The following is a 21861-nucleotide window of genomic DNA, read 5'->3' as shown; positions in this document are numbered from 1 at the left end:
TCAAGTTTGGGAGACCCGTATTGACGATGTCAACGATGATCCGGAGTGACCGTAGTGGGAGCATGGCAGGAGAGGCGCCAGCGCGTCGACGAGGACGGCGCCCTGCGTGAGGCCACCCGCCTGCACACCGAACGCTTCACCACGGCAGTCAGCCAGCTCGGCCACGACTCCGTAGCGGTCCGGCTCGGCGGTGTGCATGCTCTGGCCGGCCTCGCCGACGACGCCCCCACCCGCGATCTGCGTCAGACCTGCATCGACGTGCTGTGCGCCTACCTGCGCCTGCCCTACACCAGCGAATCCGACCTTCCGGCGGACGACGCGGATGCTCGGCACGCCTACTTGTCCCTGCGGGAGGTCCGGCACACCGTTATCCGTCTCATCCGCGACCACCTCCGTCGGCCCCTCGACCATCCACACTCATGGCACGGCCACGACTTCGACTTCACCGCTGCGACCTTCGACGGGGGGAGAGCTTCTCCGAAGCGGAGTTCTCCGGCGGCGTGGTCTCCTTCCGTGGCGCAGGGTTCTCCGGCGGCGAGGTCTCCTTCCGTGGCGCAGGGTTCTCCGGCGGCGAGGTCTCCTTCCGTGGCGCAGGGTTCTCCGGCGGCGAGGTCTCCTTCCTCGACGCTAAGTTCACCAGCAGCGAGGGCTCCTTCTCCGACGCGGAGTGGTCGACTTCTCCAAGGCGAAGTTCTCCGGCGGCGAGGTCTCCTTCTCCGACGCTAAGTTCACCGTCGACACGGGCTCCTTCCTCGACACGGAGTTCACCAGCAGTGAGGTCTCCTTCCGTGGCGCGGAGTTCTCCGGCGGCAGGGTCGACTTCTCTCGCTCGACCGGCGAAGCACCATCCGGTCTGGTGCCGCTAAACGGATCCGCCCTGCCAACCGGCCTGTGCCTACCTGCGGCCTGGTCCACCTGACACTGTTATCGGAGAACCCAGGACGGCATGAAGACGCGTTTATTCGGCATGAGACGCGAAGGAGCGTCGGTATCGTCCCACCATGACCATCGCACCACGCCCCCGCTTCTCCGTCCGTGTCGGCCGGGCCCGACTTCACCGGACCGTACGAGGGTGTGCCGGAGCATCTCGCCGACGCGTTGAAGTCGTGGCTGCTGAACGGGCTTAGCTCTCGATTCGGGGGGCGCCTTATCTATGACGAGGATGCCGGACGCGTCATCTGCCTGCGGCTGCGCATCACTCCGGAGGCCTCGTACAGCGTCAGCAACAAGTACATCGCTCCCCTGGTGAACTCTGTCGGCGATGCTCTGCTCGATGTGATCGACCAGTTCCTGGCCTTGAGGCGCCAGACAGGTAAGACGGACGAGTACGAAGTCGCCGAACTTGAAACGCTCCTGGGCCAGGGTGGATCGGCCTATCGAGTCGCCGACGATTTTGACGGGCTGGAAGAGAGGGTCATATCAGCCGTACGCGATGCCGCACGGCAGTCCATCGCCGACGCTGCGGCAGAGCCGTCCGCGGGCTCTGCGGCCGATCACCTGGCCAGCGCGTGGCAGGCCGCCTACGGGCGGGCCCCCGATCGGCCACCTGACTCGTCAACCCGGTTTGGGGCTGGTGACACGCTCGTCAACGGCACCCCGCCTTCGCCGAAGTCACAGAAGACCGGGCCCGGGTACTCGGCAGGGGGAGTGGAAACGTGGCCGATACAACAGTTGCTGCCGTGCCGTAACACGGCATTGCCACCATCCCCGGATCAGTCAAGATCGCGCACGATCTGAGGGGAGCCGGACACATGGCAGCACAGCAGCAGACGGCAGGTACGGGGACCAGTCGGCGGGGCTTCCTTCGCAATGTGGGGCTCACCGGTGGCGCGGGCGCCATGTTCGCCACCATGGGCGCCCTCGGACTCGCCCCCACGGCGCAGGCCGCGCAGCGCGAACTCCCCTACCGCGCACCGCGGCCGGGGGACTTCACGCTGAGCGGGCGGGGCGCCGCGAAGGTGGTGATCGTGGGCGGTGGCATCGCCGGGCTCGCCACCGCGTACGAGCTGGGCAAGGCGGGCTACGACTGTACGGTCCTTGAGGCCAGAGACCGCTCCGGTGGGCGCAACTTCACGGTGCGGGGCGGGGATTCGACCGTCGACCTGTACGGCAACGCGCAGACCGCGCGCTTCAGCGACGGCCAGTACATGAACGCGGGCCCGGCCCGGCTTCCGCAGTGGATGGTGACGCTCGATTACTGCCGTGAACTCGGCGTCCCCATCGAGGTGTTCACCAACACGAACGCCGACGCCTACCTCTTCAACGAGTCGGCCGGCATGACGAAGCCGATGCGGTACCGCACCGCCAAGGCCGATGTGTACGGGTATGTGTCCGAGCTGCTCGCCAAGGCCTCCGGCAAGGGGGCGCTGGACAAGGAGTTGACCGCCGCCGACCAGGACCGGCTGGTCGAGTTCCTGAAGGACTTCGGTGACCTGGGCGACAAGCTGACGTACGCAGGTGGGGAGCGACGCGGGTACACCACCGTGCCGGCCGCCACCGGCACCCCGGGTGTGCTGCTCGGTGACCTGCCCTCCGCGTCCGAGGTGTTCGCCAGCGGCGTCGGGCGCTACTTCTCCTTCGAATTCGGCTTCGACCAGGCCATGTTGATGTTCCAGCCGGTCGGCGGCATGGATCAGATACCGAAGGCGCTGACCAAGGCGATAGGGGAGCGCCGCGTACAGACGGGCGCCGTCGTCAGCAAGATCACGGACAAGGGTGACGGGGTCGTCGTCACCTACCGGCAGGGTGGGCGTACCAAGGTCGTCGAGGCGGACTTCTGCGTCGGCGCGCTGCCGCCCAACATCCTCGCCAAGATCCCGCACAACCTCGGCTCCGGTGTGCAGGGCGCATTGGAGGCCATCACCCCGCAGTCCGCGGGGAAGATCGGTCTGGAGTACAAGTCCCGCTGGTGGGAGCTGGATCACCGGATCTATGGCGGCATCACCGAGACCGACATGGACCTCAGCCACATCTGGCACCCGTCGCACGGATTCCACGGCGAGCGCGGCGTCATGATCGGCTACTACAACTACGACGGTGACGCCGACGCCTACGCGAAGCTCGGCCCCGCCGCGCGCGAAGCACGGGCGGTCTCCCAGGGCGTGAAGATCTATGGCGAGAAGTACCGCACGGAGCTGGCGTCGTCGTTCTCGCACCACTGGCGCCAGACCCCGCACCTGGAAGCCGCCTGGCACGACACCCCGGGCGGCCCCGACGACCCGCGCTACAAGTCCCTCAACGAGCCCGGCGGGCGCGTCTACTTCGCCGGTGACTGGCTCAGCTACACGGATGCGTGGCAGCACGGCGCGTTCACGTCCGCGCGGCGGGCAGTGAGCAAGCTGCACACGCGCGTGATGGCCGCCTGAGCGCCGTCGGCTATGTAGGAGACTGCTGAGAACGGGCGCGGGCAGCAATGCCCGCGCCCTCTTCGGTATGCCCGGCATGGACGATTGCTGCGGGGGTGGAGGTCCGCTGAATGAGCCTCAGGGACGCATTGCGGCGTAGCCCACGAGAGTGTCGAGGGCGGTTTTCGCCCGCCGTCCGCGGTCAGGCGCGCCGCCTCGGCGGCCTCCTGCTCCGTGTAGCCCGGGGTCGGCGGGCGCTCGATGTCGTGGGGGCCGTGGCCGGTCGCGGCAATGCCGTTCTCGTCCGGCTGCACCGACCAGGGCAGCGTCCGGGACAGTGCCGCGAGGGCGGTGTACGCGGTGTCGAGGTCGCGGCGGGCAGCAAGAAGGTCGCTGGGTGGTCGCGATGAGAACCGGAACATCCCGTTGGGCGGGCAGCGCGCCGCCGAGGCCCGACACGGCCTGCGCCGACCTGCGATTCACGTGCTCGGGAACAGGGGCCCGCCCGCCATGAGGCCGCCGTCGACCACGAGAATGTGCCCGGTGACGTAGCTCGCCTTGTCCGAACCCAGGTACTGGACAGCCTCGGCGATCTCCTCCGGGGTGCCTGCCCGGTGCATAGGCAGCACCGAATCGACCGCGTCACGCGCCGTGTCGTCGCCGGTGAACCGCTCGTACATAGCGGTCCGGGTGTAGCCAGGCGCGACCGCATTGACCCGGATACCGTGGGCGGCGCCTTCGAGTGCGGCCGCCTTGGTGATGCCGACGACGGCGTGCTTGCTGCCGACGTACAAGGTCACCCCGGGGTAACCCATCATGCCCAAGGTGGAGCTGACGTTGATGATGCTGCCGCCGCCCCGTTCCCTCATGACCCGGAACTCGTGCTTCAAGCACAGCAGCGTTCCCTTGACATTGGTATCGAAGGTGGCCTGGTAAGCCTCGTCGGTCACCTCGGTGACAGGGCCGGGTGTTCCCTCCGTGCCAGCGTTGTTGACAGCGACATCGATCCGCCCGAACCGCGCGACCGCACGGTCGACGAGGTCCTTCGCATCGGCGTCGAAACGGACGTCGGCACGCACGAACTCCGCCGGGGCGCCGAGGCCGGCCAGCTCCCCGGCAAACTGCTCACCCACCTCCTCGTGGCGGCCGGAGACCACAAGGTTCGCGCCTTGACGTGCGTAAGCCAAGGCGGTGGCGCGGCCGATACCGGTGAGCGCGCCCGTGATGAGTACGACGGGATCAGACACGTCGAGGGTCCTTCCTGCAACCACCCAGGTGAACGACGGGCAAGCGGTTCGGAACCCGCACGACACTGGGTTCCTCTTCGGGCCGGGGCATATCCACCGGTACGCCCGCACGGAAGGTGTCCCAGGCGGACGACAGCCGCATCGGACCCGAGCGCCGTATCCATCGAACGGCGGCACTCGATGGCCCGTATGGCCTAGCTGTATTGAGCACGAGCGTTGTTGACGTCCCCGGATCTTGCTGAACAGCGAAGGCCTCCGCTGTGGTGGAGCGTGGAGCTGCCCAGGGAGCGGAAGGCCGAAGCGATGGCGTACCTGCCCGCACCGTCCCCCGTCCCTGAGCCGGCCCCTGAGGTGCTGCTGGACGCGATCGACGACGAACTCGAAAGCATCGCTCACGACGGGGCCGGCCGTAGAGATGCTGGGAGTCGAGGACGTCTGACCGATGGGCATGTCTTCGCCTCCGAGCGCGCCACGAAGCTGGAGACCGCCGGCGCCAACAAGCAGCGCCCGCTGTGGGCCTCCACCGGCGTCAAGGACCCCGCGTACAAGGACACCCCGTACGTCGACGAGCTCGTCGCGCCCGGCACGGTCAACACGATGCCGGAGGGCACCCTGAAGGCCACCGCCGACCACGGCGAGATCACCGGCGACACCATCACGGGCGGCTACGAGCAGGCCCGCGCCGACCTCAAGGCCGCCGACGCGCTCGGCATCTCCTACGACGAGGTCACCCAGCAGCTCGAGGACGAGGCCGTCGCCAAGTTCGAGATCGCCTGGAACGACCTGCTCACGTCGACTGAAGAGGCGATGGGGCACGTTGGAGGAGCTGCGAGGCACTGATCCCCGAAGGCCGCGCTTGTGCCTCGTGAGACATGCCTCAATCTGAAGAACGCGGGCTGGTGTGTCCGAAACGGCGCGGGGCTGGCGCCAGCGGGTGCGGAGGCGGTGGTGGGTCCTGTCCGAAGAAGTCGAGTGCGGCCTGCGGGCCGTGATCGCGGCGCGCATGGCGCACTCGTCCAGGTCCCAGACCTTCTCGCGCGCCGTGTTCGTTGCGGGATGAGCAATGGACGATCAATGACGCCAGGCCGCACACCTGGGCCCAGGCGCGAGCTGGCGCCCGGCAAGTGCCACCTATTCATCAGCCCTCGGCCTTCAAGGCAGTCGGTGGCAGAGCCAGGCCCACAGGGCGTTGACCGTCGCGCCGTGGTCACCAGCTCGAAACGCAGTCGGGCATCCAGGCAGATCTTGTCGAAGAGGTCGGCGTCAGGCCGGGTCCCGCAGGGTGTACCAGGTGAGGAGCACGACGACATCTCGAAGACGAGGAGATCGTCGCTGCCCTGAAGGGCGGGGCCGAGGCCGGAGCCTGACCGCGCGGCGGGCGGCCGGGTTCAGTCGGGCAAGCCGCCCAGGAAGTCGAGCAGTGCCGCGTTCACTTCGGCCGGGCGTTCCTGTTGGGTCCAGTGGCCGCAGCCGGGGAGGGTGACGGTGGGGTGGAGTGTCGGGTTCAGCTGCTGGAGTGCGGGCAGAAGCTGGTCCATGCCGGGGAAGACGCCCACCAGGTCGCGGTCGCCTACGACGTAGAGTGCGGGAACCTGGATCGGGAGGGCGTCCCAGGCCGCACCCAGCTCCCAGTTGCGGTCGATGTTGCGGTACAGGTTCAGACCGCCGGTGAAGCCGTTGCGCCGGTACTCCTCGGCGAACACCGCGATGTCGTCCTCCGTCAGCCAGGCCGGCAGTTCCTTCGGCTCGGCGAGGGTCTCCAGGAAGGTGCTGCCCAGGGGCACGAGGGGCTGCGGGGGCGGGTCGGTCTGGGGGTTGTCGCCGCTTGCTCCGTAGAGAAAGCGGCGGAAGGTGTTCTCCGGGGCCTCGGCGAACTCGGCGTCGGCCACGCCCGGTTGGCAGAAGTAGTTCTGGTAGAAGCGGCCGTCGAACATCTCCGCCAGCGCGGTGAGCGGCGGGGTGTGACCGGGGTCGGGCACCGGCGGCGGCACGCTCAGGCCTACGACGCCGCGCACCAGGTCCGGGCGCAGCTGCGCGGTGAGCCAGGCGACGGGGGCGCCCCAGTCGTGGCCGACCACGGCGAAGCGCTCGCGGTCCAACTGCCGTACCAGTGAGACGACATCGCCGACGAGGTTCGCCAGCGTGTACGCCTCGACGAGCGCCGGCGCGTCGCTGCGGGCGAAGCCGCGCTGGTCCGGGGCGACGGCGCGGTAGCCGGCCGCGGCGAGCGCGGTGAGCTGGTGGCGCCAGGAGTACCAGCACTCCGGGAAGCCATGCAGCAGCACCACCAGCGGAGCGTCCTCGTCGCCCGCAGCCGCGTAGTGCAGGGTCAGGCCCTTGACCTTGATGCTGTGATGCTCCACGCCCTCGATGTGCGCCGCCACGGCCCCTCCTTGGATCGTGCTCCGTCAACTTCCGTCAGACTAGGCCCATGTGTCGCGCGGAACACTGAGCGTTTTCCATCCTCATGTTGAGGCGTCGTGGAGGACGAGGACAGCCTTCACGATGTCGGTGATGCGGTTGGTGCTGCAGCGGAGTCGAAGTAGGCGCCAGCCCTTCATTCCGTGCTGTCGGGCGGCGGCCAGATCGTGGGTCGAGCCGGGCAGGGCCGGTGAGGCCCAGAGCAGGCGGCCGAACGGATCGGTGAGGACCTGGACGTTCATGCCGTGGCGTTTATGTTTCCCGAGTAGTACGGGGTGCCGGCGGCGATGCGGTCGATCGACAGCAGGATGCCGTCAAGAATGACGAACGCCTTGGTCCGGATCGTCCTCATCGCCTCGGCCAGGGACGGGGCGATGACGGCCAGCACCTCGACGGCCTCGCGGATGGAGCCGAACACGGTCGCGATCCCGATACCGAACCCGGCGGCGAGCTGGGTATAGGTGTCGCCGCACCGCAGGTGGGCCAGCGCTGATGGCGCTCGTTGAAAATCCCCACCCCCTGCTCATGGGCTCCCCAGGCCTGCTCACTTTCTCTCCCCACCCATCTGCCTAGACTCCAAGCAGTTCCTGTCAGGTTCATGGTGCAAGGTGTGCCACGGTTGCCATGATCTGTACTTGACATGCTCCCCCTCCTGAAGGAGGGGGATTCCTACGGCTCGCGCCGTGGGGCTTTCTGCTTCGTCGCCGACTGCCCGCCCGGAGAACTCCGTTGAGGTCTTACACCAGCTCCACAGACTGTCACCGCCAGCCCGGCGGCCAGAAGGTTGCGTGCTGCGTTCACGTCCCGGTCATGGGTCGTTCCGCACTCACACGTCCAGGTACGGACGTGGAGCGGCATCGTGCCCTGCACGCTGCCGCAGTGGGAGCACAGCTTGGACGAGGGGAAGAAGCGGTCGACCGCGATCACTTCCCGCCCGTACCAGGCGGCCTTGTACTCCAGCATGCTCCGCAAGTCCGACCACGCCGCATCCGAGATGGCGCGGGCCAGTTTCCGGTTCTTGACCATGTTGCGCACGGTCAGGTCCTCGATCACGATCGTTTGGTTTTCACGAACGAGTCGAGTGGTCAGTTGGTGCAGGTGGTCGCGGCGACGGTCGGCGATGCGGGCGTGGATCTTGGCGACCTTGCGCCGGGCCCTGGCCCGGTTCGCACTGCCCTGCTCCTTCTTCGCCATGCGGCGCTGAGCCTGGGCGAGGGCGGCACGGTCCTTGCGTTCGTGCCGAGGGTTGGCGATCTTCTCCCCGGTGGACAGGGTCAGCAGGTGATCCAGACCGACGTCGATTCCCACTGCCGCATCGGCAGCGGCAAGTGGCTCGATGGCCGGGTCCTCGCACAGCAGGGAGACGAACCAGCGCCCCGCCGCGTCCTGCGACACGGTCACCGTGGACGGGGACGCGCCCTCGGGCAGCGGGCGCGACCACACGATGTCCAGCGGCCGGGCCATCTTCGCCAGAGTCAGCTCCCCGGCACGGAACCGGAAACCGCTGGTGGTGTACTCGGCAGATTTCCGCGACTTCTTCTTCGACTTGAAGCGCGGATACTTAGCCCGCTTGGCGAAGAAGTTACTGAACGCCGCCTGCAAGTGCCGCAGACACTGCTGCAACGGTACGGAGGAAACCTCGTTGAGGAACGCCAGTTCCCCGGTCTTCTTCCATGCGGTCAGCATGGCCGAGGTGGCGTTGTAGTTGACCCGCTCCTGCCGCGCCCACGCTTCGGTGCGGGCGGCAAGCGCGAGGTTGTAGACCTTGCGCACGCATCCGAACGTGCGCGACAGCTCGGCAGCCTGCGCATCGGTCGGATAGAAGCGGTACTTGAACGCCCGCTTCACACAAGTCGTGGCCACGCTCACAAACTAGTGCGACCGATGTGTGAGACCAAACCTGCGGGCCAGAGCACGGCCTTTCGCCCTGGGGGCGAAAGCCCACACCTTGCCCTGCTCCGCAGGAGTCCGTTTCCTCCCCTGCCTGAAGGCAGGGGTATCCACGGAGGAACCCGATGAACAGGCGTAAGGCAGGGTGGTTGTGGGCGTTCGTGTGCGTGGTAGCAGTGGCGACAGTGGCGGCGTGGGGTTTACAGGGGCTTAAGCGGGGTGATGTCGACCCGGTCGGCGCGGCGTTCGCCTTTGCCGGGCTTGTGGTGGCGGGCTGGTCGGGATGGCTGTCTTGGCAAGGACTGCGCCACCAGGAGAGCGACGCGGTGGCCATGGCGGGCCGATTGGCGCAAGCAGTGCTGCGAGCGGAGACCGACGCGCGGGCACAGTTACTTGGCGGGGACGGTACGACGATCGATGTGCGGTTCAGGTTCCGCCCGGCTGCGGCCAGGGACGCCGCAGGTGCCGCCCTGGAGGGGCGATTGAGCGAGGTGGTGAGCTACTACCGGCAGCTGCGACCAGGGCGTCTGGTGATCACCGGGGCACCAGGGTCAGGCAAGACCGTGCTCGCCCTCGAACTCCTCCTTGCCCTGCTGGAGGAGCGCAAGCCGGAGGACCCGGTCCCGGTACGGCTACCTCTGGCCTCTTGGGACACGCTGCCTGTCGCCCACCCCGGCACCGGGCCGAGCATGAGTGCGGGGACCGCCCTCGACCCGGGCGAGGCAGTGCAGGTCATACGGGCGTGGGTGTGCCGGCATCTGAGCCGCTATCGGATCTCCCCGACTACCGCCGAGGCGCTGATGGACGCAGGGCTCATCCTGCCGGTGCTGGACGGGCTGGACGAGATGGACGCTGGGGACACGCCCGGGTACGGCTCCCGGGCCCGGCAGGCGTTGGACGTGCTCAACGCCTTCCAACGCGGCCGGGCGAAAGCAGGCTTGGTGCTGACTTGCCGCAGCGGGCAGTACCGGGCGCTGGAGGCATTGGAGGTGTGGGCCAAAGACGCCGTGCGCGTGGAGATCAGCCAGATCAGTCCCGATCAGGCGCGCCTGTTCATCCAGAGGCGGGTGGGGAGCACACCGCGGTGGCAGGGCGTGCTGGAAACCCTCGGCCGGGCCCCGTCCTCGCCGCTGGCGCGGGCGTTGTCCACCCCGTGGCGGCTGACCGTGGCCGTGACCGTCCACGAGCAGCGCGATCTCACTGGCGCCTACCTGCACTCACCCCAAGACCTACTCGGCCCCGTACTGGGCACCGACCGGGCGATCCGCGACTACCTGCTTGAGCTGTTCCTCCGGGACGCCACCGCCCGGCACCGCACCCAGCGGGGCGGCACCTACACCCCCGCCCAGGTCCGGGCCTGGCTGGGAGTGCTGGCCGCCTACCTGAACACCAATGCCGTCACCGGCCGCACCGTGGCCGGCCGGACCCTGTCCGGCACCGATCTGGTCCTGCACGAACTGTGGCCTTTGGCAGGCAGTCGTCCCCGCATCGTCCACGCCGCCCTCCTGGCGGTGATGCCCCTGGGGATTACCGCCCTGTATCTGTGGACGGACGGCCCTACCCTCTTGACGGGCCTGTTCATCGCGCTGGCCCTTTTGATATTTGGGCTCACATGGTCCGTTGCGTGGCCAGAGCCTTCGTGGGCTGCCGAGGTGTGGCTGCGTACCCCTCAGGATCGGCGCACAACGGGCTACAGGATCCAGCTCTGGCTTGTGAACGGGTTCGCGTCCGGGTTCTGGGGGCTTGGGTCGGTGTGGGTGGGGTTCGGGAGTGCGGGGGACATGCGTTATATCGCCTTGCTTCTGTGTACCCGCCGCGGGTCCCAGGCTCTGCCCTGGCGTCTGGGCAGGTTCCTGCGTTGGGCCACCGATGCCAGTCTGCTCCGCGGTGCTGGCATCGCCTACCAGTTCCGCCATCGCGAACTCCAGGACTGGCTCGCTAACGCACCAACCACCCCTTAGGGCCGTTGTGCTCCGGCTTGATACACCGTCTGGATGTGCGGCTCGGGCAAAAGCAGGAACCCTGGACACAAAGGGTCGCCAGCCGCAGCGGGCCGCTGTTCGTCCGGATTCATCCGGCGCAGCCCGCGCTTGGGCCGGTGCGAGCCTTGCAAGGTGATGGACGCAGCCCATCCCGGAGCGATGCTGCAAGCGGCGTTCACGGCGAGGAGCGGGCCCGAATTCTCGATTGACAGCCAAGTCCCCCCACTTCATTGACTACTCAATCAAGTGGGTAGGAAGAGCCGGGGCGGTGATTTTCACAGATCCTCATCAGCGCGAGGAGAGCCTGTCGTCCCGCCGTCAGGCGCCGGCACCGCGTGCCGATCTCTCGCCGTCGGATCACGAGTTGGCAGGTCAGGTACGGCAGGGTTCGGGTGGACAGATCGATCGATGACGGGTAGACAAGCTCACCCCGCAGGAGGAGATCGTTGCGCTGCGCGTCCTACGGCGCCTACGAGCACGTCATGAACATCGGCTTCGCTGCCTAAGCGTGCTGTGGGATCTCAAGTTCGGCTGCACAATCTCACCGCCCGCTTCATACCGACTGCACTCTCCGCGCTTCTCGACGAACTCGCCCACCGCGCACGGCACATCGAACTGGCCGGCGAGAGCCGGGCCGCAGCACCTCCTACCTTTGTCTGGGGCTCCGCCTCCCTGCCCGTCTCACTCTCCGCGCGCGGATCATGGGTGAGCTATCCTCCGCGCATGCGCGGACAGTTCACCGGCTGGCCGGAGCAGGCCATGGACGTGTTGTGGCAGCTCCAGGGCGAACCCGCCCACGCGACCCGCGAGCGCTACCGCGCGGACCGCGAACGCCTGGTCCGGCAGCCGATGATCGCCCTGCTCAACGAGATCGCGGACACCGACCCCCGGTATGAGGACTTCTCCGTCTGGCACTATCGCACCGACTCCTGGTGGTGGCAGCACCAGGGCGCGGTGATCCGACTCGGCCGCAAGATCGAGATCAGTCTCCGATTCGCCCTGGACGGCCTTCTCATCCAGGGCGCCTGGTGGTACCCCGATCCCGGCCAGGTGGACATGTTCCGCAAAGCCGTCGCCTCCGAGGGGAGCGGACGCGAACTGTCCGCCATTGTCGAGGACGTGCGGAAGAAGGGCTACGACATCTCCGGGGACGTGATGAAACGCCCCCCGCGCGGCTATCCGACGGACCACTCCCGTACCAACCTGCTGCGCCACCGTTCGCTGATCGCCGCCCGTCCCCTCGGCTGCGAGGAGTGGCTGCACACCCACGAAGCGGTCGACCGGGTCCGCTCGGCCGCCGCCGACCTGGACGCCCTGCTGATGTGGCTGGTCCGCCACGTGAAGCGCGCCGCCTGACATCACGAGGGCGCCGCGCGGCACGGGAAGGCCACACCCATGCCGCCGGCCCCCGCGCTCAGAAGGTGATGCGCGCACCTTCAGCGCCGACCGTGCCCTTGCCGAAATCCTCGTCCGGGCAGGTCATGCGGCATGTTCGTACTCGTGGAGGATGCCGCCGAGGCGATCGCGTCGTCGTACCTCGAGGCAGGCGATCCGGTCCGGATCGGTGATCGGCGCGGGCAAGGGATTCAGGGGGCGGGCGTTCGCGATGCCCTGATGGGGCCGGTGGCGACGATGTATCGGGTCCTGCGCCGGCACGGCGAGGTCCGCGAGCGCCGCCGCCAGGCCGTCCATCCGCCCCGCAAGAAGCCTGAGTTGATCGCGACCGCGCCGAACCGGGTGTGGTCGTGGGACATCACAAAGCTCAAGGGCCCGTATCGGGGCAGCTACTTCTGCCTCTACACGATCATTGATATCTACAGCCGCTACACCGTCGGCTGGATGATTTCCGCATCCGAGAATAAGGAGCTCGCCGAGCAGTTCCTGTCCTCCACGATCACCAAGTACCCCGTTGGGCGGGGGCAGTTGACGATCCACTCCGACCGGGGATCGGCGATGATCGCCCACAATGCCGCGCAGATGCTCAGCAATATGGGCGTCACCAAGTCCCACTCGCGACCGAAGACATCGAATGACAATCCGTACTCGGAAAGTCAGTACAAAACCCTCAAATGCCGGCACGATACCGGCTCTCGGTGGTCTCGAGCTGCAACACGAGGCCGTGGGGTCCCTGCTCGGCTTGTCGTTGGAGTCAGCAGGAACCAGGTCAGGAACCCCGCCCTTCTCGGTGCAAGCCAGTGCGCGGATCGTGGCAGCGAGACAGACATCGCGGTACAGGCCCGACCACTCCTGATGCCGCTCATCGAGGTTGCCGAGGACGGTCGATGGATTGCTGTGACGAGTAAAGTCCCCTGTGCCCGAGACTGCTTTCAGGGGGTGGGGACGATGCTCGACGGGCTGCACTCGTATGCGATCGGCGTTCTGATCACGGCGGTCCCCGTGCTGGTGGGCGCGCTGCTCTTCATCTGGCGGGACGTGAACCTGCGGCGCAGGGGAGTGGTTGTCCGGGCCAAATGCGTGGAATCGAAGCGCACCGACAAGGGGACGGTCAGGCTCCGCCTGCTCTATGAGGTGGAGGGCGTGCAGTACTACTGCGACAGCCTGCCCTTCCCGTCTGCACCGGTCGGCGTCGGACAGCGACTGGACGTGATCTACGATGCCAAAACCCCTGGCTACTCAGAGGTTGTGCACCAGAGAACCAGTGGTTGGGTGCCAAAAATCGTGGGCACAGTCGCTGTCGTGCTGCTTGTGCTGACCGGGATTTCCTACCTCTGACCCGTGCACTTCGACTCCGGCCTCACCGTGCGAAGAACCGCCGGACTTCTCGGGGCGCCCCTATGACCGTGGTCTGAGCCGGGTTGTGGGGACCAAGGCCGGACCGACGAAGGCAGGAGTCAGGCAACTTCGGCAAGGGCGTTGCTGCCTCTGGAACATGGTGGATCTCGTTGAGGATGGCCAGAGTGGACGCGGCTGCGTCCAGAAACCGGTTCTGTTCGGGGCGGCGCCTGCTGCAGGTTCTGCTTGTTGCCGTCCGGCAGTCGCTCTGCCATCGGTTGGATCGGCTCGCCGCCCGTCCAGCATCAGTCCCCGCAGATAGGCAGTCACCCTTCGCCCGCTGATCCTTGCGCGTACGGGTGTGGCGGCGTACTCCGACGTGGTGTCGGGGTGCGCCGCCACGAGGTGGTGCGGTAGGGGTTGTGTGGCCGTCACGGGGTGGTGCGTGCGGGTTTTGCGTGGTGGTCCGCCTGGTCATCCGGGCTACTTCGGGTCGTCGTTGAACTTCGCCTTGGACCAGTAGTAGCCGAGGATGGTGAGGCCGAGGCTCCAGGCGATGGTGAGCCAGCCGTTGTTGCCGATCTCGCTGCCGAGGAGGAGGCCGCGGAGGGTTTCGATGGCGGGGGTGAAGGGCTGGTATTCGGCGATGGGCTGGAACCAGCCGGGCATGGTGTCGGTGGGGATGAAGGCGCTGGACAGGAGGGGCAGCAGGATCAGGGGCATGGCGTTGTTGCTGGCAGCCTCGGCGTTCGGGCTGATCAACCCCATACCGACCGCGATCCAGGTGAGCGCCGTCGCGAACAGCACGAGAAGCCCGAACGCGGCCAGCCATTCGAGGGCGGTCGCGTCGGTGGAGCGGAAGCCGATGGCGACGGCGACGGCCCCGACGAGGATGACGCTGGCGATGCACTGCAGGACGCTGCCGATGACGTGTCCGATGAGGACGGAGCCGCGGTGGATGGCCATGGTGCGGAAGCGGGCGATGATGCCTTCGGTCATGTCGTTGGAGACGGAGACGGCGGTGCCGATGGTGGTGGAGCCGATGGTCATCAGGAGCAGGCCGGGGACGATGTAGGCGATGTAGACGGAGCGGTCGGCGTCGTGGCCGCCGATGCCGGTGCTCATGACGTCGCCGAAGATGTAGACGAAGAGCAGGAGCAGCATGATCGGTGTGAGCAGCAGGTTGAGGGTGAGCGACGGGTAGCGGCGGGCGTGCAGGAGGTTGCGGCGCAGCATGGTGGTCGAGTCGCGCACGGCGAGGGACAGGGAGCTCATCGGGCTTCCTCCTTGGGCTGGTTGGGCTGGGCCGGCACGTTGGTGGTGGTGAGGGCGAAGAACACGTCGTCGAGGTCGGGGGTGTGCACGGTCAGCTCGTCCGCCTCGATGCCGGTCGAGTCCAGCCGGTCGAGGATGGAGCGCAGGTCGCGCTGGCTGCCGTCACTGGGAATCTGCAGCGCGAGCGCCTCGTCGTCCCGCTGGACCTCACGCAGGGAGAGGGCGGCGGACTGGTAGGCGTCGGGGTCGGTGAAGCGGAGCCGGATGTGTCCGCCGGGGATGAGTCGCTTGAGTTCGTCGGCGCTGCCTTCGGCGGCGATCTTGCCGTTGTTGAGGACGGCGATACGGTCGGCGAGTTCGTCGGCCTCGTCCAGGTACTGGGTGGTGAGGAAGACGGTGACCCCGTCGGTGACGAGTTCGCGGATGATGCCCCACATGTTGTGGCGGGCGCGGGGGTCGAGGCCGGTGGTCGGCTCGTCGAGGAAGATGATCCGGGGGTTGCCGACCAGGGTCATGGCGATGTCGAGGCGGCGCTTCATGCCGCCCGAGTAGGTGGAGGCGGGCTTCGATGCGGCGTCGGTGAGGTCAAACCGCTCGAGGAGTTCGGCGGCGACGCGCCGCCCCTCACGCTTGGGCAGGTGGTGCAGGTCGGCCATGAGGAGCATGTTCTCCTCGCCGGTGATCAGGCCGTCGACGGCGGAGAACTGCCCGGTGACACCGATCGCGCCGCGTACCGCCTGCGCCTTGGTCGCGAGGTCGTGCCCGCCGACGCGGATCTCGCCGGAGGCGGGGTCGGGGGAGAGGAGGGTGGAGAGGATCTTGACGGCGGTGGTCTTGCCGGCGCCGTTCGGCCCGAGCAGGGAGAAGACCGTTCCCTCAGGGACGGCGAGGTCGATGCCGTCGAGGACGGTCTTGTCGCCGTACGACTTGCGCAGCCCGTTCGCCGCGATGGCCAGGTTGGTCATGGTGACTGCTCCTCAGAGACTGCGGGTGGTCAGAGGCTGCGGGCGGTGATGTCGCCGTAGGCGGTGGTCGCCTGGATGTTGAGGTCGGCGGTGGCGCCTGCGGTGTTCTGGAGGGTGTTGTGGATGCGGCCGTAGGCGGTGCCGGCGTCGAGGGTGGCGGAGGTGCCGGAGGCGGCGGCGATGGTGATGTCGCCGTACTCGGTGCGCAGTTCGACGGTGCCGCCCTGGGCTTCGGCGATGTCCAGGGCGCCCTTTTGGGTGCTGATGCGTGCGGGGCCGGTCAGGCGGCCGACGAGCACGTCGCCGGCCTGGAGGGTGAGGCGGGCGCTCGCACTCTCGTCGAGCTTGACCACGGCCTGCGCGCTTTCGAAGGTGACGTCGCCGAGGCGTCCGACGCCGCGGAGTTCGGCGCTGGCGGCCTTCGCCTCGACGTGGGAGCCGGCGGGCAGCTGGACGGTCACTTCGAGGGAGCCGGAGTTGCCGAGGATCCGGTTCTTCGCCGCGTGCGCCTCGATGCGCAGAACGCCGTCGGTGTAGGTGACGGTGGCCTGTTCGGCGGCCTTGAGGTCGCGGGTCTTGGACTTGTCGGCGGGCAGGATCTCGACGCATGTGTCGGCGCGGTCGGCGGCGATGAACTGGATGCGTGCGGCGGGGATGTCCAGGACGGCGGTGATGGGGGAGGGGGTGTCGAACTTCTGCATGGTGTGCTCCTTGAACCCGTGGTTTCTGATGGGCGAAACGCTACGTTGCATTCAAGGATCGAGCAACACCCTTGTTGCGCAAGAACCCTATAAACGCAGGTAGTTGCAGGGATTTCATTGCAATGGTCTGGGCTCTAATGCAACAGGCCCCACCGCCCGTCGTTGCAATGAAATGAGAGTGAACGCTATAGTCGGCCGGGCGGACCTCAGTTGCGGACGTCGGACACTGGGCGCGAGACAGGTATGCCAGCAACTGGCGCATGGTTGCGAAGAAGAGGGAGACAGCAATGCCGGGAGGCAGACTCACCCAACAGGAACGCCAGCAGATCACCCTGGGGCTGGCCGACGGCCTCGCCTATGCCGAGATCGCCAGAAACCTGGAGCGTCCGACGTCGACGATCACGCGCGAGGTGATGCGCAACGGCGGCCCGACCGCCTACCGTGCGGACCTCGCGCACCGGGCCACGGAACAGCGTGCCCGCCGCAAGCAGCCGGCGGCGCCCCGTGATCGGGGCACGCCTGCCCAGCCGCATGGGCGTGATGCGGAGGCGGTGCGTGCGTACGAGGAGATGTTCACGACCGTTCTCATACAGTCGGGCACGCCGAAGATGATGGCGCGGGTGATGTCCTGCCTGACCCTCACCGATACGGGCAGTCTGACCGCGGCCGAACTCGTCCAGCGTCTGCAGGTCAGCCCCGCGTCCGTCTCGAAGGCGGTCGCGTTCTTGGAGAGTCAGGGCATGGTCCGGCGGGAGCGTGATGAGCGTCGCCGTGAGCGATATGTCGTGGACAACGACATCATGTACCAGTCGATGATGGCGTCCGCCCGCTCCACGGCCCACATGGTCGACATCGCACGGCAGGGTGTCGGCGTCCTCGGGTCGGGTACTCCGGCGGCGACCCGTCTGGAGAATATCGCCCGTTTCCTCGACTTCGTCTCCGAAAGCATCGTGCGCGCGGCCGAGCAGGCCCGCGACATCCTTCATACCCAGCCCGAACCGCCGAAGGACAGCACCACCTGACCGTCCCTCAGGGCCCATGCCGCCCGGATATGGGGAGGGGAGGTTATCCGGGATCCAGACGTGAAGCGGGGTGCGTTCGCCGGGCCTCAGCCCCGCCGGCCGTGGTGGCCTGTCGTCTCCAGGGGCTCCGTGTTGCGGGGAGGGCGCCGCGGACGGCAACTGCCGGCCGTGCTTGATCGTCCCTTGCTGTATGACCACACCATCCCCAGAGCCGCTTCCCTGGCCTCACTGCGGTCACGGAGCTGCCCCGGACGATCCGGTGGGCTGTAACGGCATTCGCGTGCTCGGCTACACCGCCTGTCTGGCTCACCTTGCTGACCCCGAGCGGGCTGTTTACCTGGCCGGCCTGGAGCCCGGAGACGATGTCGATCACCGCGGCACGTCCTTCACTGCCCCACTCCTCAGCGAGCTACTCGGCGCTCTTCGTGACCCTGGCACCGGACAACCTCACCTTGGCGTCGCCGGGTTCGGGGCGGCAACCTTCGAGGGCGACGCCGGGTTCGGGGCGGCGACCTTCGAGGGCGAAGCCTCGTTCGAGTCGGCGACTTTCAAGGACATGGCCTGGTTCGGGTCGGCGAAGTTCAAGGACATGGCCTGGTTCGATTCGGCGACCTTCGAGGACACGGCCGGGTTCGGGACGGCGACCTTCGAGGGCGAAGCTGGGTTCGAGTCGGCGACCTTCGAGGGCGACGCTGGGTTCCGGTCGGCGACCTTCAAGGGCGACGCCGGGTTCGAGTCGGCAACCTTCAAGGACAGGGCCTGGTTCGATTTGGCGACCTTCGAGGACGACGCCTGGTTCGAGTCGACGACCTTCGAGGGCGAAGCCGCGTTCGATTCGGCGACCTTCAAGGGCAGGGCCTGGTTCGGGGCGGCAACCTTCAAGGACAGGGCCGGGTTCGGGGCGGCGGCCTTCGAGGACCTCGCCGGGTTCGAGTCGGCGAGCTTCAAGCGGAGAGCGGGGTTCGAGTCAGCGAGCTTCAAGCGGAGGGCTGAGTTCGAGTCAGCGAGCTTCGAGTGCGGCGCATGGTTTCGATCGGCGACCTTCGAGGGCAGGGCCGGGTTCGGGACAGCGACCTTCGAAGGCAGCGCCAGGTTCGAGTCGGCGACCTTCGAGGGCGACGCCTGGTTCGGGGCGGCGACCTTCAAGAGTCCGGTTGATCTTGGGCCGTTTGTGTGTGCCGGAAGGGTGTCGTTGGTTGGTGCGGTGTTCGGCGGTCCGATGACCTTGCCGTGCGTGGCACGTCGGGTGGAGTGCCGGCGAACCCGTTGGATGTCGACAGCCGAACTACGGCTGCGCTACACAACGGTGGACTTCTCCCATGCCGTCTTCGAGTACCCCCTCACGATCGCCGCGGAGGCCGCGCCCTTCGTGCTCTCCGACGGGCGGCCGGTGACAGAACAGGCTCTTGCCGGCGCGCCCGACGCCACGGTGCGAATAGTTTCGCTGCGTGGGGTGGACGCGGCCCATCTGGTCCTCGCCGACGTCGATCTGTCGGGATGCCTGTTCACCGGGACCGTGCACCTGGACCAGATTCGGCTGGAGGGCGCATGCACCTTCGACACGGTCCCGCCCGCAATGCATTGGCGGGGCTGGCGTCCGATCCGGTTCACCCAACGCCGCACCCTCGCCGAAGAGCACCACTGGCGCGCGAGCCAAGCAGGGGCCGTTCCTGGCTGGAACGTGGCCGTGTTCGGCGCCGGGCGCGTCGGGCCGTTGCAACTGGCACCGGTGTACCGCGCGCTTCGCAAAGCGCTCGAGGATGGCAAGCACGAGCCTGGGGCCGCCGACTTCTATTACGGGGAAATGGAGATGCGCCGCCACGCCGACGACATACCCCGAAGCGAGCGGGGTCTTCTGACTGCCTACTGGGCGCTGTCTGGCTACGGCATGCGCGCTTCCCGGGCGCTGGCGTGGCTCGGCGCCGCCATGCTCGTCACCATCGTGCTGCTGATGGGCCTCGGTCTCCCGAAGGACACCCCGAAGCAGGCAGCGACCGGCACCGTCCCGGCCGGCGGCGGCAAAGTCACTTTCGAGATCGACGAGGCAGATCCCCAGAACCCCACCGGGGAAAGGCTCACCGGCGAGCGTTTCGACAAGGCCCTGAACGTCACGCTGAACTCGGTGGTGTTCCGCTCCGCCGACCAAGACCTGACCACGTCCGGCACCTACATCGAGATGGCGTCCCGTGTGACCGAGCCCATCCTTCTGGGCCTTGCGGTCCTGGCCGTCCGTAACCGCGTCAAGCGCTGACCCAGCGCTCCCGTGGCCCGGGCTTGTGGCCCGCTACCGCCACCCGCACCGGGCCAAAACCCGCAGCGCAGCGTAGGCCAGCGCGCACCCCTGGCTCGACCGTCGCAGGCTGGCCCTGTGGAGTACCCCGTCGCTGTCGCCCTCGCCGAGGCCGTGCCGACGCTGCCCCGCGGCAAGGGCTGGTGGTACGAGATCAAGCTCGACGGTTCTCCAGACACCTCGCGATGTCTCATTCGGGTAGGTCCCGGGGCCGCCCGTAGCTGGGGAAGGGCGGGAATTTAGGCTTCCAGGAGGACGCGGCGCGAGAGCTGCTCAGCGGCAGCCCGGCACCGTCCAGGAGAGCACTCTGGTCACGGCTGCTGCTTCGTGCGGGTGGCTGAGGCTTGTTGGGCGTCCGCGCCGGAGCTGACGTGTCGTTGGGTCTCCTGCGGGCCGTGCCAGTCCAGGCACATCACGGTGGCGTCGTCTTCGAGCCGCCCGCCGGCAGCGTCCCGGACTGCGGACGTCAGCATCAATGCGGTCTCCCGCGGGTGCAGGCCCCGGGTGCGCTCCAGCAGGGCAGGCAGGTCGACCTTCTCCCCGTGCCGTTCGACCATGCCGTCGGTGAACATGAGCAGACGGTCACCATGGCGCAGATCGAGGTCCTGAACACGGTAGGGCAGCGTCGTGAACTCCGACAGCCCGAAAGGATGGTCCACCTCGCAGGTGATCACCTCCACAGCGCCCTCGCGCATGCGCAGTGGCCAGGGGTGTCCCGCGTTGACGAGCTGGGCCCGCCCGGTGCGGAGATTGATGCGCAGCAGCTGCCCGGTGGCGTGCCCGTGGCCGTGGTCGACGAGTGCCCGGTCGGCCCGATGGGCCTGTTCGGCCAGGCCGGCTCCTGCGCGGCGGGCCCCACGCAAGGCGCTCACCAGGACCGTGGCAGCCAGGGCCGAATCGAGGTCGTGGCCCATGGGATCGGTCACCGACACGTGCAGTTCGTCCCGGTCCAGGGTGTAGTCGAAGGTGTCGCCGCTGAGGTCTTCGGAAGGCTCCAGGCTCCCGCACAGCGTGAACTGCGCGGCCTCGCACGACAGAGACGAGGGAAGCAGCTGGTACTGGATTTCCGCTGCCAGGGTGGGCGGTCTGGAGCGTTTGCCCCAGGTGTAGAAGTCGGTGAAACGTCCGTTGGCGATCACGATGTAGGCCAGGACATGGGCGGCTTCCCCGACCTCATCAAGGACGTCCTCGCCGGGATCGGCCGGCAGGAGCAGTTCCAGCAATCCGATCGCATCCCCCCGGTTAGTGACCGGCACGATCACCCGCTGCCCCTGACCGGTCACCTCCTGATAAAGCCGTTGAGTGCGCACCACCTGCTCGTAGACACTGCCGAACAAAGGGATCCGCTCCACCCCCCGCCCATCCTCCGCAGGGGCGGTCGACAGCCGCGCCACCGCCTTCCCTGTCAGGTCCACGATGAGGAAAGAGACCTTCGTTGCCTCGAAACGCCGCCGCAGGTCCTCCGCGATCACGTCGACGGCATCCACGGGCGCCGCCGTCTCGGCTGCCGTCAGCAACCGGGGAAGTCCACTCTGCCCACCACTCACGACCGCAGTCCCTTCCACCAGCCCCGCCTACCAGCCTGAGAATCACCACAGCGAGCGTCAACACACAAAAGCCACAATAAGTGCAGATCGCTGTGTTCTGTGTTCACGGAAATGAGTTTGCTTCCCGACGTCCGACCGCCGCGGACTCAGCCGTCACGACTACTCCAGCCACGACCCGACAACGGGCTGGCCGTCTCCGCCCCGCTGCTGAGCAGCAAAGCCGAGACACACAGGCGCCCCAGCCCGTATCGAGGGGCCCATGTCTCATGAGACACGGCAAAGTCTGGAGAACGACGGACACAGAACCATCCTGTGGCGCGACGCCGAGACCGTACGGCTACAGGCCCGGTCCGGTCGGACGGTCATCTCAGCGTGGATGGATCTGGCCGTGGCGGGCATGAACTCGCTACGCCCCGGCACGGTCCTCGACGGGGAGGCTGATCT

The 21861-nt window shown here is 67.5% G+C and carries 16 protein-coding genes and 3 pseudogenes; 9 read left to right on the top strand and 10 right to left on the bottom strand.

Features of this window, described 5'->3' with window-relative positions:
• Window positions 1-411 carry a hypothetical protein gene (locus tag OHO83_RS00365; RefSeq protein ID WP_266681927.1) on the bottom strand — a complete coding sequence of 137 codons (411 nt, stop codon included), beginning with the start codon at window positions 409-411 and terminating at the stop codon, window positions 1-3.
• Window positions 412-667: 256 nt separating this feature from the next.
• Between OHO83_RS00365 and OHO83_RS00360 the strand changes: the two genes are divergently transcribed.
• The 3 genes from OHO83_RS00360 to OHO83_RS00350 all read left to right on the top strand — a co-directional run bounded on the left by OHO83_RS00360 (window position 668) and on the right by OHO83_RS00350 (window position 3365).
• Window positions 668-919 (top strand): pentapeptide repeat-containing protein, encoded by a 252-nt coding sequence (locus OHO83_RS00360; protein WP_266681929.1) that lies wholly within the window; start codon window positions 668-670, stop codon window positions 917-919.
• 155 nt (window positions 920-1074) lie between these two features.
• Window positions 1075-1737, top strand: coding sequence for a hypothetical protein (locus OHO83_RS00355; RefSeq protein WP_266681931.1), 663 nt, complete (start codon window positions 1075-1077; stop codon window positions 1735-1737).
• Between the two features lie 101 nt (window positions 1738-1838).
• A complete protein-coding gene (locus OHO83_RS00350; protein ID WP_266682100.1) occupies window positions 1839-3365 on the top strand; it encodes a flavin monoamine oxidase family protein in 1527 nt (508 codons plus the stop codon).
• 458 nt (window positions 3366-3823) lie between these two features.
• Here the strand turns inward: OHO83_RS00350 and OHO83_RS00345 are convergent, their stop codons facing one another.
• On the bottom strand, window positions 3824-4591 hold the full coding sequence (locus tag OHO83_RS00345; protein WP_266681933.1) for an SDR family NAD(P)-dependent oxidoreductase: 768 nt from the start codon (window positions 4589-4591) through the stop codon (window positions 3824-3826).
• Window positions 4592-5041: 450 nt separating this feature from the next.
• Between OHO83_RS00345 and OHO83_RS00340 the strand changes: the two are divergent.
• A pseudogene (locus tag OHO83_RS00340) lies at window positions 5042-5431 on the top strand (transaldolase family protein); the annotation flags it as partial.
• A 548-nt stretch (window positions 5432-5979) separates the two neighbouring features.
• Here OHO83_RS00340 and OHO83_RS00335 read toward each other — a convergent pair.
• The 3 genes and pseudogenes from OHO83_RS00335 to OHO83_RS00325 all read right to left on the bottom strand — a co-directional run bounded on the left by OHO83_RS00335 (window position 5980) and on the right by OHO83_RS00325 (window position 8875).
• Window positions 5980-6975 carry an alpha/beta fold hydrolase gene (locus OHO83_RS00335; protein ID WP_266681934.1) on the bottom strand — a complete coding sequence of 332 codons (996 nt, stop codon included), beginning with the start codon at window positions 6973-6975 and terminating at the stop codon, window positions 5980-5982.
• A gap of 81 nt (window positions 6976-7056) precedes the next feature.
• Window positions 7057-7517 (bottom strand): annotated as a pseudogene (locus OHO83_RS00330) (transposase family protein); the annotation flags it as partial.
• A gap of 164 nt (window positions 7518-7681) precedes the next feature.
• Entirely contained in the window at window positions 7682-8875 is a 1194-nt protein-coding gene (locus OHO83_RS00325) for an RNA-guided endonuclease InsQ/TnpB family protein (RefSeq protein WP_266681935.1), read from the bottom strand.
• A 152-nt stretch (window positions 8876-9027) separates the two neighbouring features.
• Here OHO83_RS00325 and OHO83_RS00320 point away from each other — a divergent pair, with 152 nt between their 5' ends.
• The 3 genes from OHO83_RS00320 (at window position 9028) to OHO83_RS00300 (ending at window position 13617) form a co-directional block, all read left to right on the top strand.
• Window positions 9028-10863, top strand: a complete 1836-nt coding sequence (locus OHO83_RS00320; protein ID WP_266681936.1) for an NACHT domain-containing protein — start codon at window positions 9028-9030, stop codon at window positions 10861-10863.
• A gap of 744 nt (window positions 10864-11607) precedes the next feature.
• Window positions 11608-12240 carry a DUF2461 family protein gene (locus OHO83_RS00310; protein ID WP_266681938.1) on the top strand — a complete coding sequence of 211 codons (633 nt, stop codon included), beginning with the start codon at window positions 11608-11610 and terminating at the stop codon, window positions 12238-12240.
• A 132-nt stretch (window positions 12241-12372) separates the two neighbouring features.
• Window positions 12373-13617, top strand: coding sequence for a DDE-type integrase/transposase/recombinase (locus OHO83_RS00300; RefSeq protein ID WP_406337015.1), 1245 nt, complete (start codon window positions 12373-12375; stop codon window positions 13615-13617).
• Window positions 13618-13805: 188 nt separating this feature from the next.
• Here the strand turns inward: OHO83_RS00300 and OHO83_RS00295 are convergent.
• The 4 genes and pseudogenes from OHO83_RS00295 to OHO83_RS00280 form a co-directional block, all read right to left on the bottom strand.
• Window positions 13806-13969 (bottom strand): annotated as a pseudogene (locus tag OHO83_RS00295) (transposase); the annotation flags it as partial.
• A gap of 131 nt (window positions 13970-14100) precedes the next feature.
• On the bottom strand, window positions 14101-14892 hold the full coding sequence (locus OHO83_RS00290; protein ID WP_266681939.1) for an ABC transporter permease: 792 nt from the start codon (window positions 14890-14892) through the stop codon (window positions 14101-14103).
• Window positions 14889-15857 (bottom strand): ATP-binding cassette domain-containing protein, encoded by a 969-nt coding sequence (locus tag OHO83_RS00285; RefSeq protein ID WP_266681940.1) that lies wholly within the window; start codon window positions 15855-15857, stop codon window positions 14889-14891. The genes OHO83_RS00290 and OHO83_RS00285 overlap by 4 nt, the downstream gene beginning before the upstream one ends.
• Before the next feature lie 29 nt (window positions 15858-15886).
• Window positions 15887-16558: a DUF4097 family beta strand repeat-containing protein gene (locus OHO83_RS00280; RefSeq protein WP_266681942.1), complete on the bottom strand. Its 672-nt coding sequence runs from the start codon at window positions 16556-16558 to the stop codon at window positions 15887-15889.
• 287 nt (window positions 16559-16845) lie between these two features.
• Between OHO83_RS00280 and OHO83_RS00275 the strand changes: the two genes are divergently transcribed.
• A complete protein-coding gene (locus OHO83_RS00275; protein WP_266681944.1) occupies window positions 16846-17580 on the top strand; it encodes a helix-turn-helix domain-containing protein in 735 nt (244 codons plus the stop codon).
• Window positions 17581-17860: 280 nt separating this feature from the next.
• Window positions 17861-19831: a pentapeptide repeat-containing protein gene (locus OHO83_RS00270; RefSeq protein ID WP_330278394.1), complete on the top strand. Its 1971-nt coding sequence runs from the start codon at window positions 17861-17863 to the stop codon at window positions 19829-19831.
• A gap of 350 nt (window positions 19832-20181) precedes the next feature.
• Here OHO83_RS00270 and OHO83_RS00265 read toward each other — a convergent pair whose 3' ends face one another.
• Window positions 20182-21357 carry a PP2C family protein-serine/threonine phosphatase gene (locus OHO83_RS00265; protein WP_266682104.1) on the bottom strand — a complete coding sequence of 392 codons (1176 nt, stop codon included), beginning with the start codon at window positions 21355-21357 and terminating at the stop codon, window positions 20182-20184.
• Between the last annotated feature and the right edge of the window lie 504 nt (window positions 21358-21861).

Source organism: Streptomyces sp. NBC_00569 (genome assembly GCF_036345255.1).
GTDB lineage: Bacteria > Actinomycetota > Actinomycetes > Streptomycetales > Streptomycetaceae > Streptomyces.
This window is presented reverse-complemented; position numbering and strand designations above follow the sequence as displayed.

Coding starts and splice junctions, on each gene's coding strand:
- OHO83_RS00280 (WP_266681942.1), bottom strand. CDS start 16,558: ATGCAGAAGTTCGACACCCCCTCCCCCATCACCGCCGTCCTGGACATC.
- OHO83_RS00300 (WP_406337015.1), top strand. CDS start 12,373: ATGTTCGTACTCGTGGAGGATGCCGCCGAGGCGATCGCGTCGTCGTAC.
- OHO83_RS00350 (WP_266682100.1), top strand. CDS start 1,839: ATGTTCGCCACCATGGGCGCCCTCGGACTCGCCCCCACGGCGCAGGCC.
- OHO83_RS00320 (WP_266681936.1), top strand. CDS start 9,028: ATGAACAGGCGTAAGGCAGGGTGGTTGTGGGCGTTCGTGTGCGTGGTA.
- OHO83_RS00275 (WP_266681944.1), top strand. CDS start 16,846: ATGCCGGGAGGCAGACTCACCCAACAGGAACGCCAGCAGATCACCCTG.
- OHO83_RS00285 (WP_266681940.1), bottom strand. CDS start 15,857: ATGACCAACCTGGCCATCGCGGCGAACGGGCTGCGCAAGTCGTACGGC.
- OHO83_RS00310 (WP_266681938.1), top strand. CDS start 11,608: ATGCGCGGACAGTTCACCGGCTGGCCGGAGCAGGCCATGGACGTGTTG.
- OHO83_RS00290 (WP_266681939.1), bottom strand. CDS start 14,892: ATGAGCTCCCTGTCCCTCGCCGTGCGCGACTCGACCACCATGCTGCGC.
- OHO83_RS00365 (WP_266681927.1), bottom strand. CDS start 411: ATGGTCGAGGGGCCGACGGAGGTGGTCGCGGATGAGACGGATAACGGT.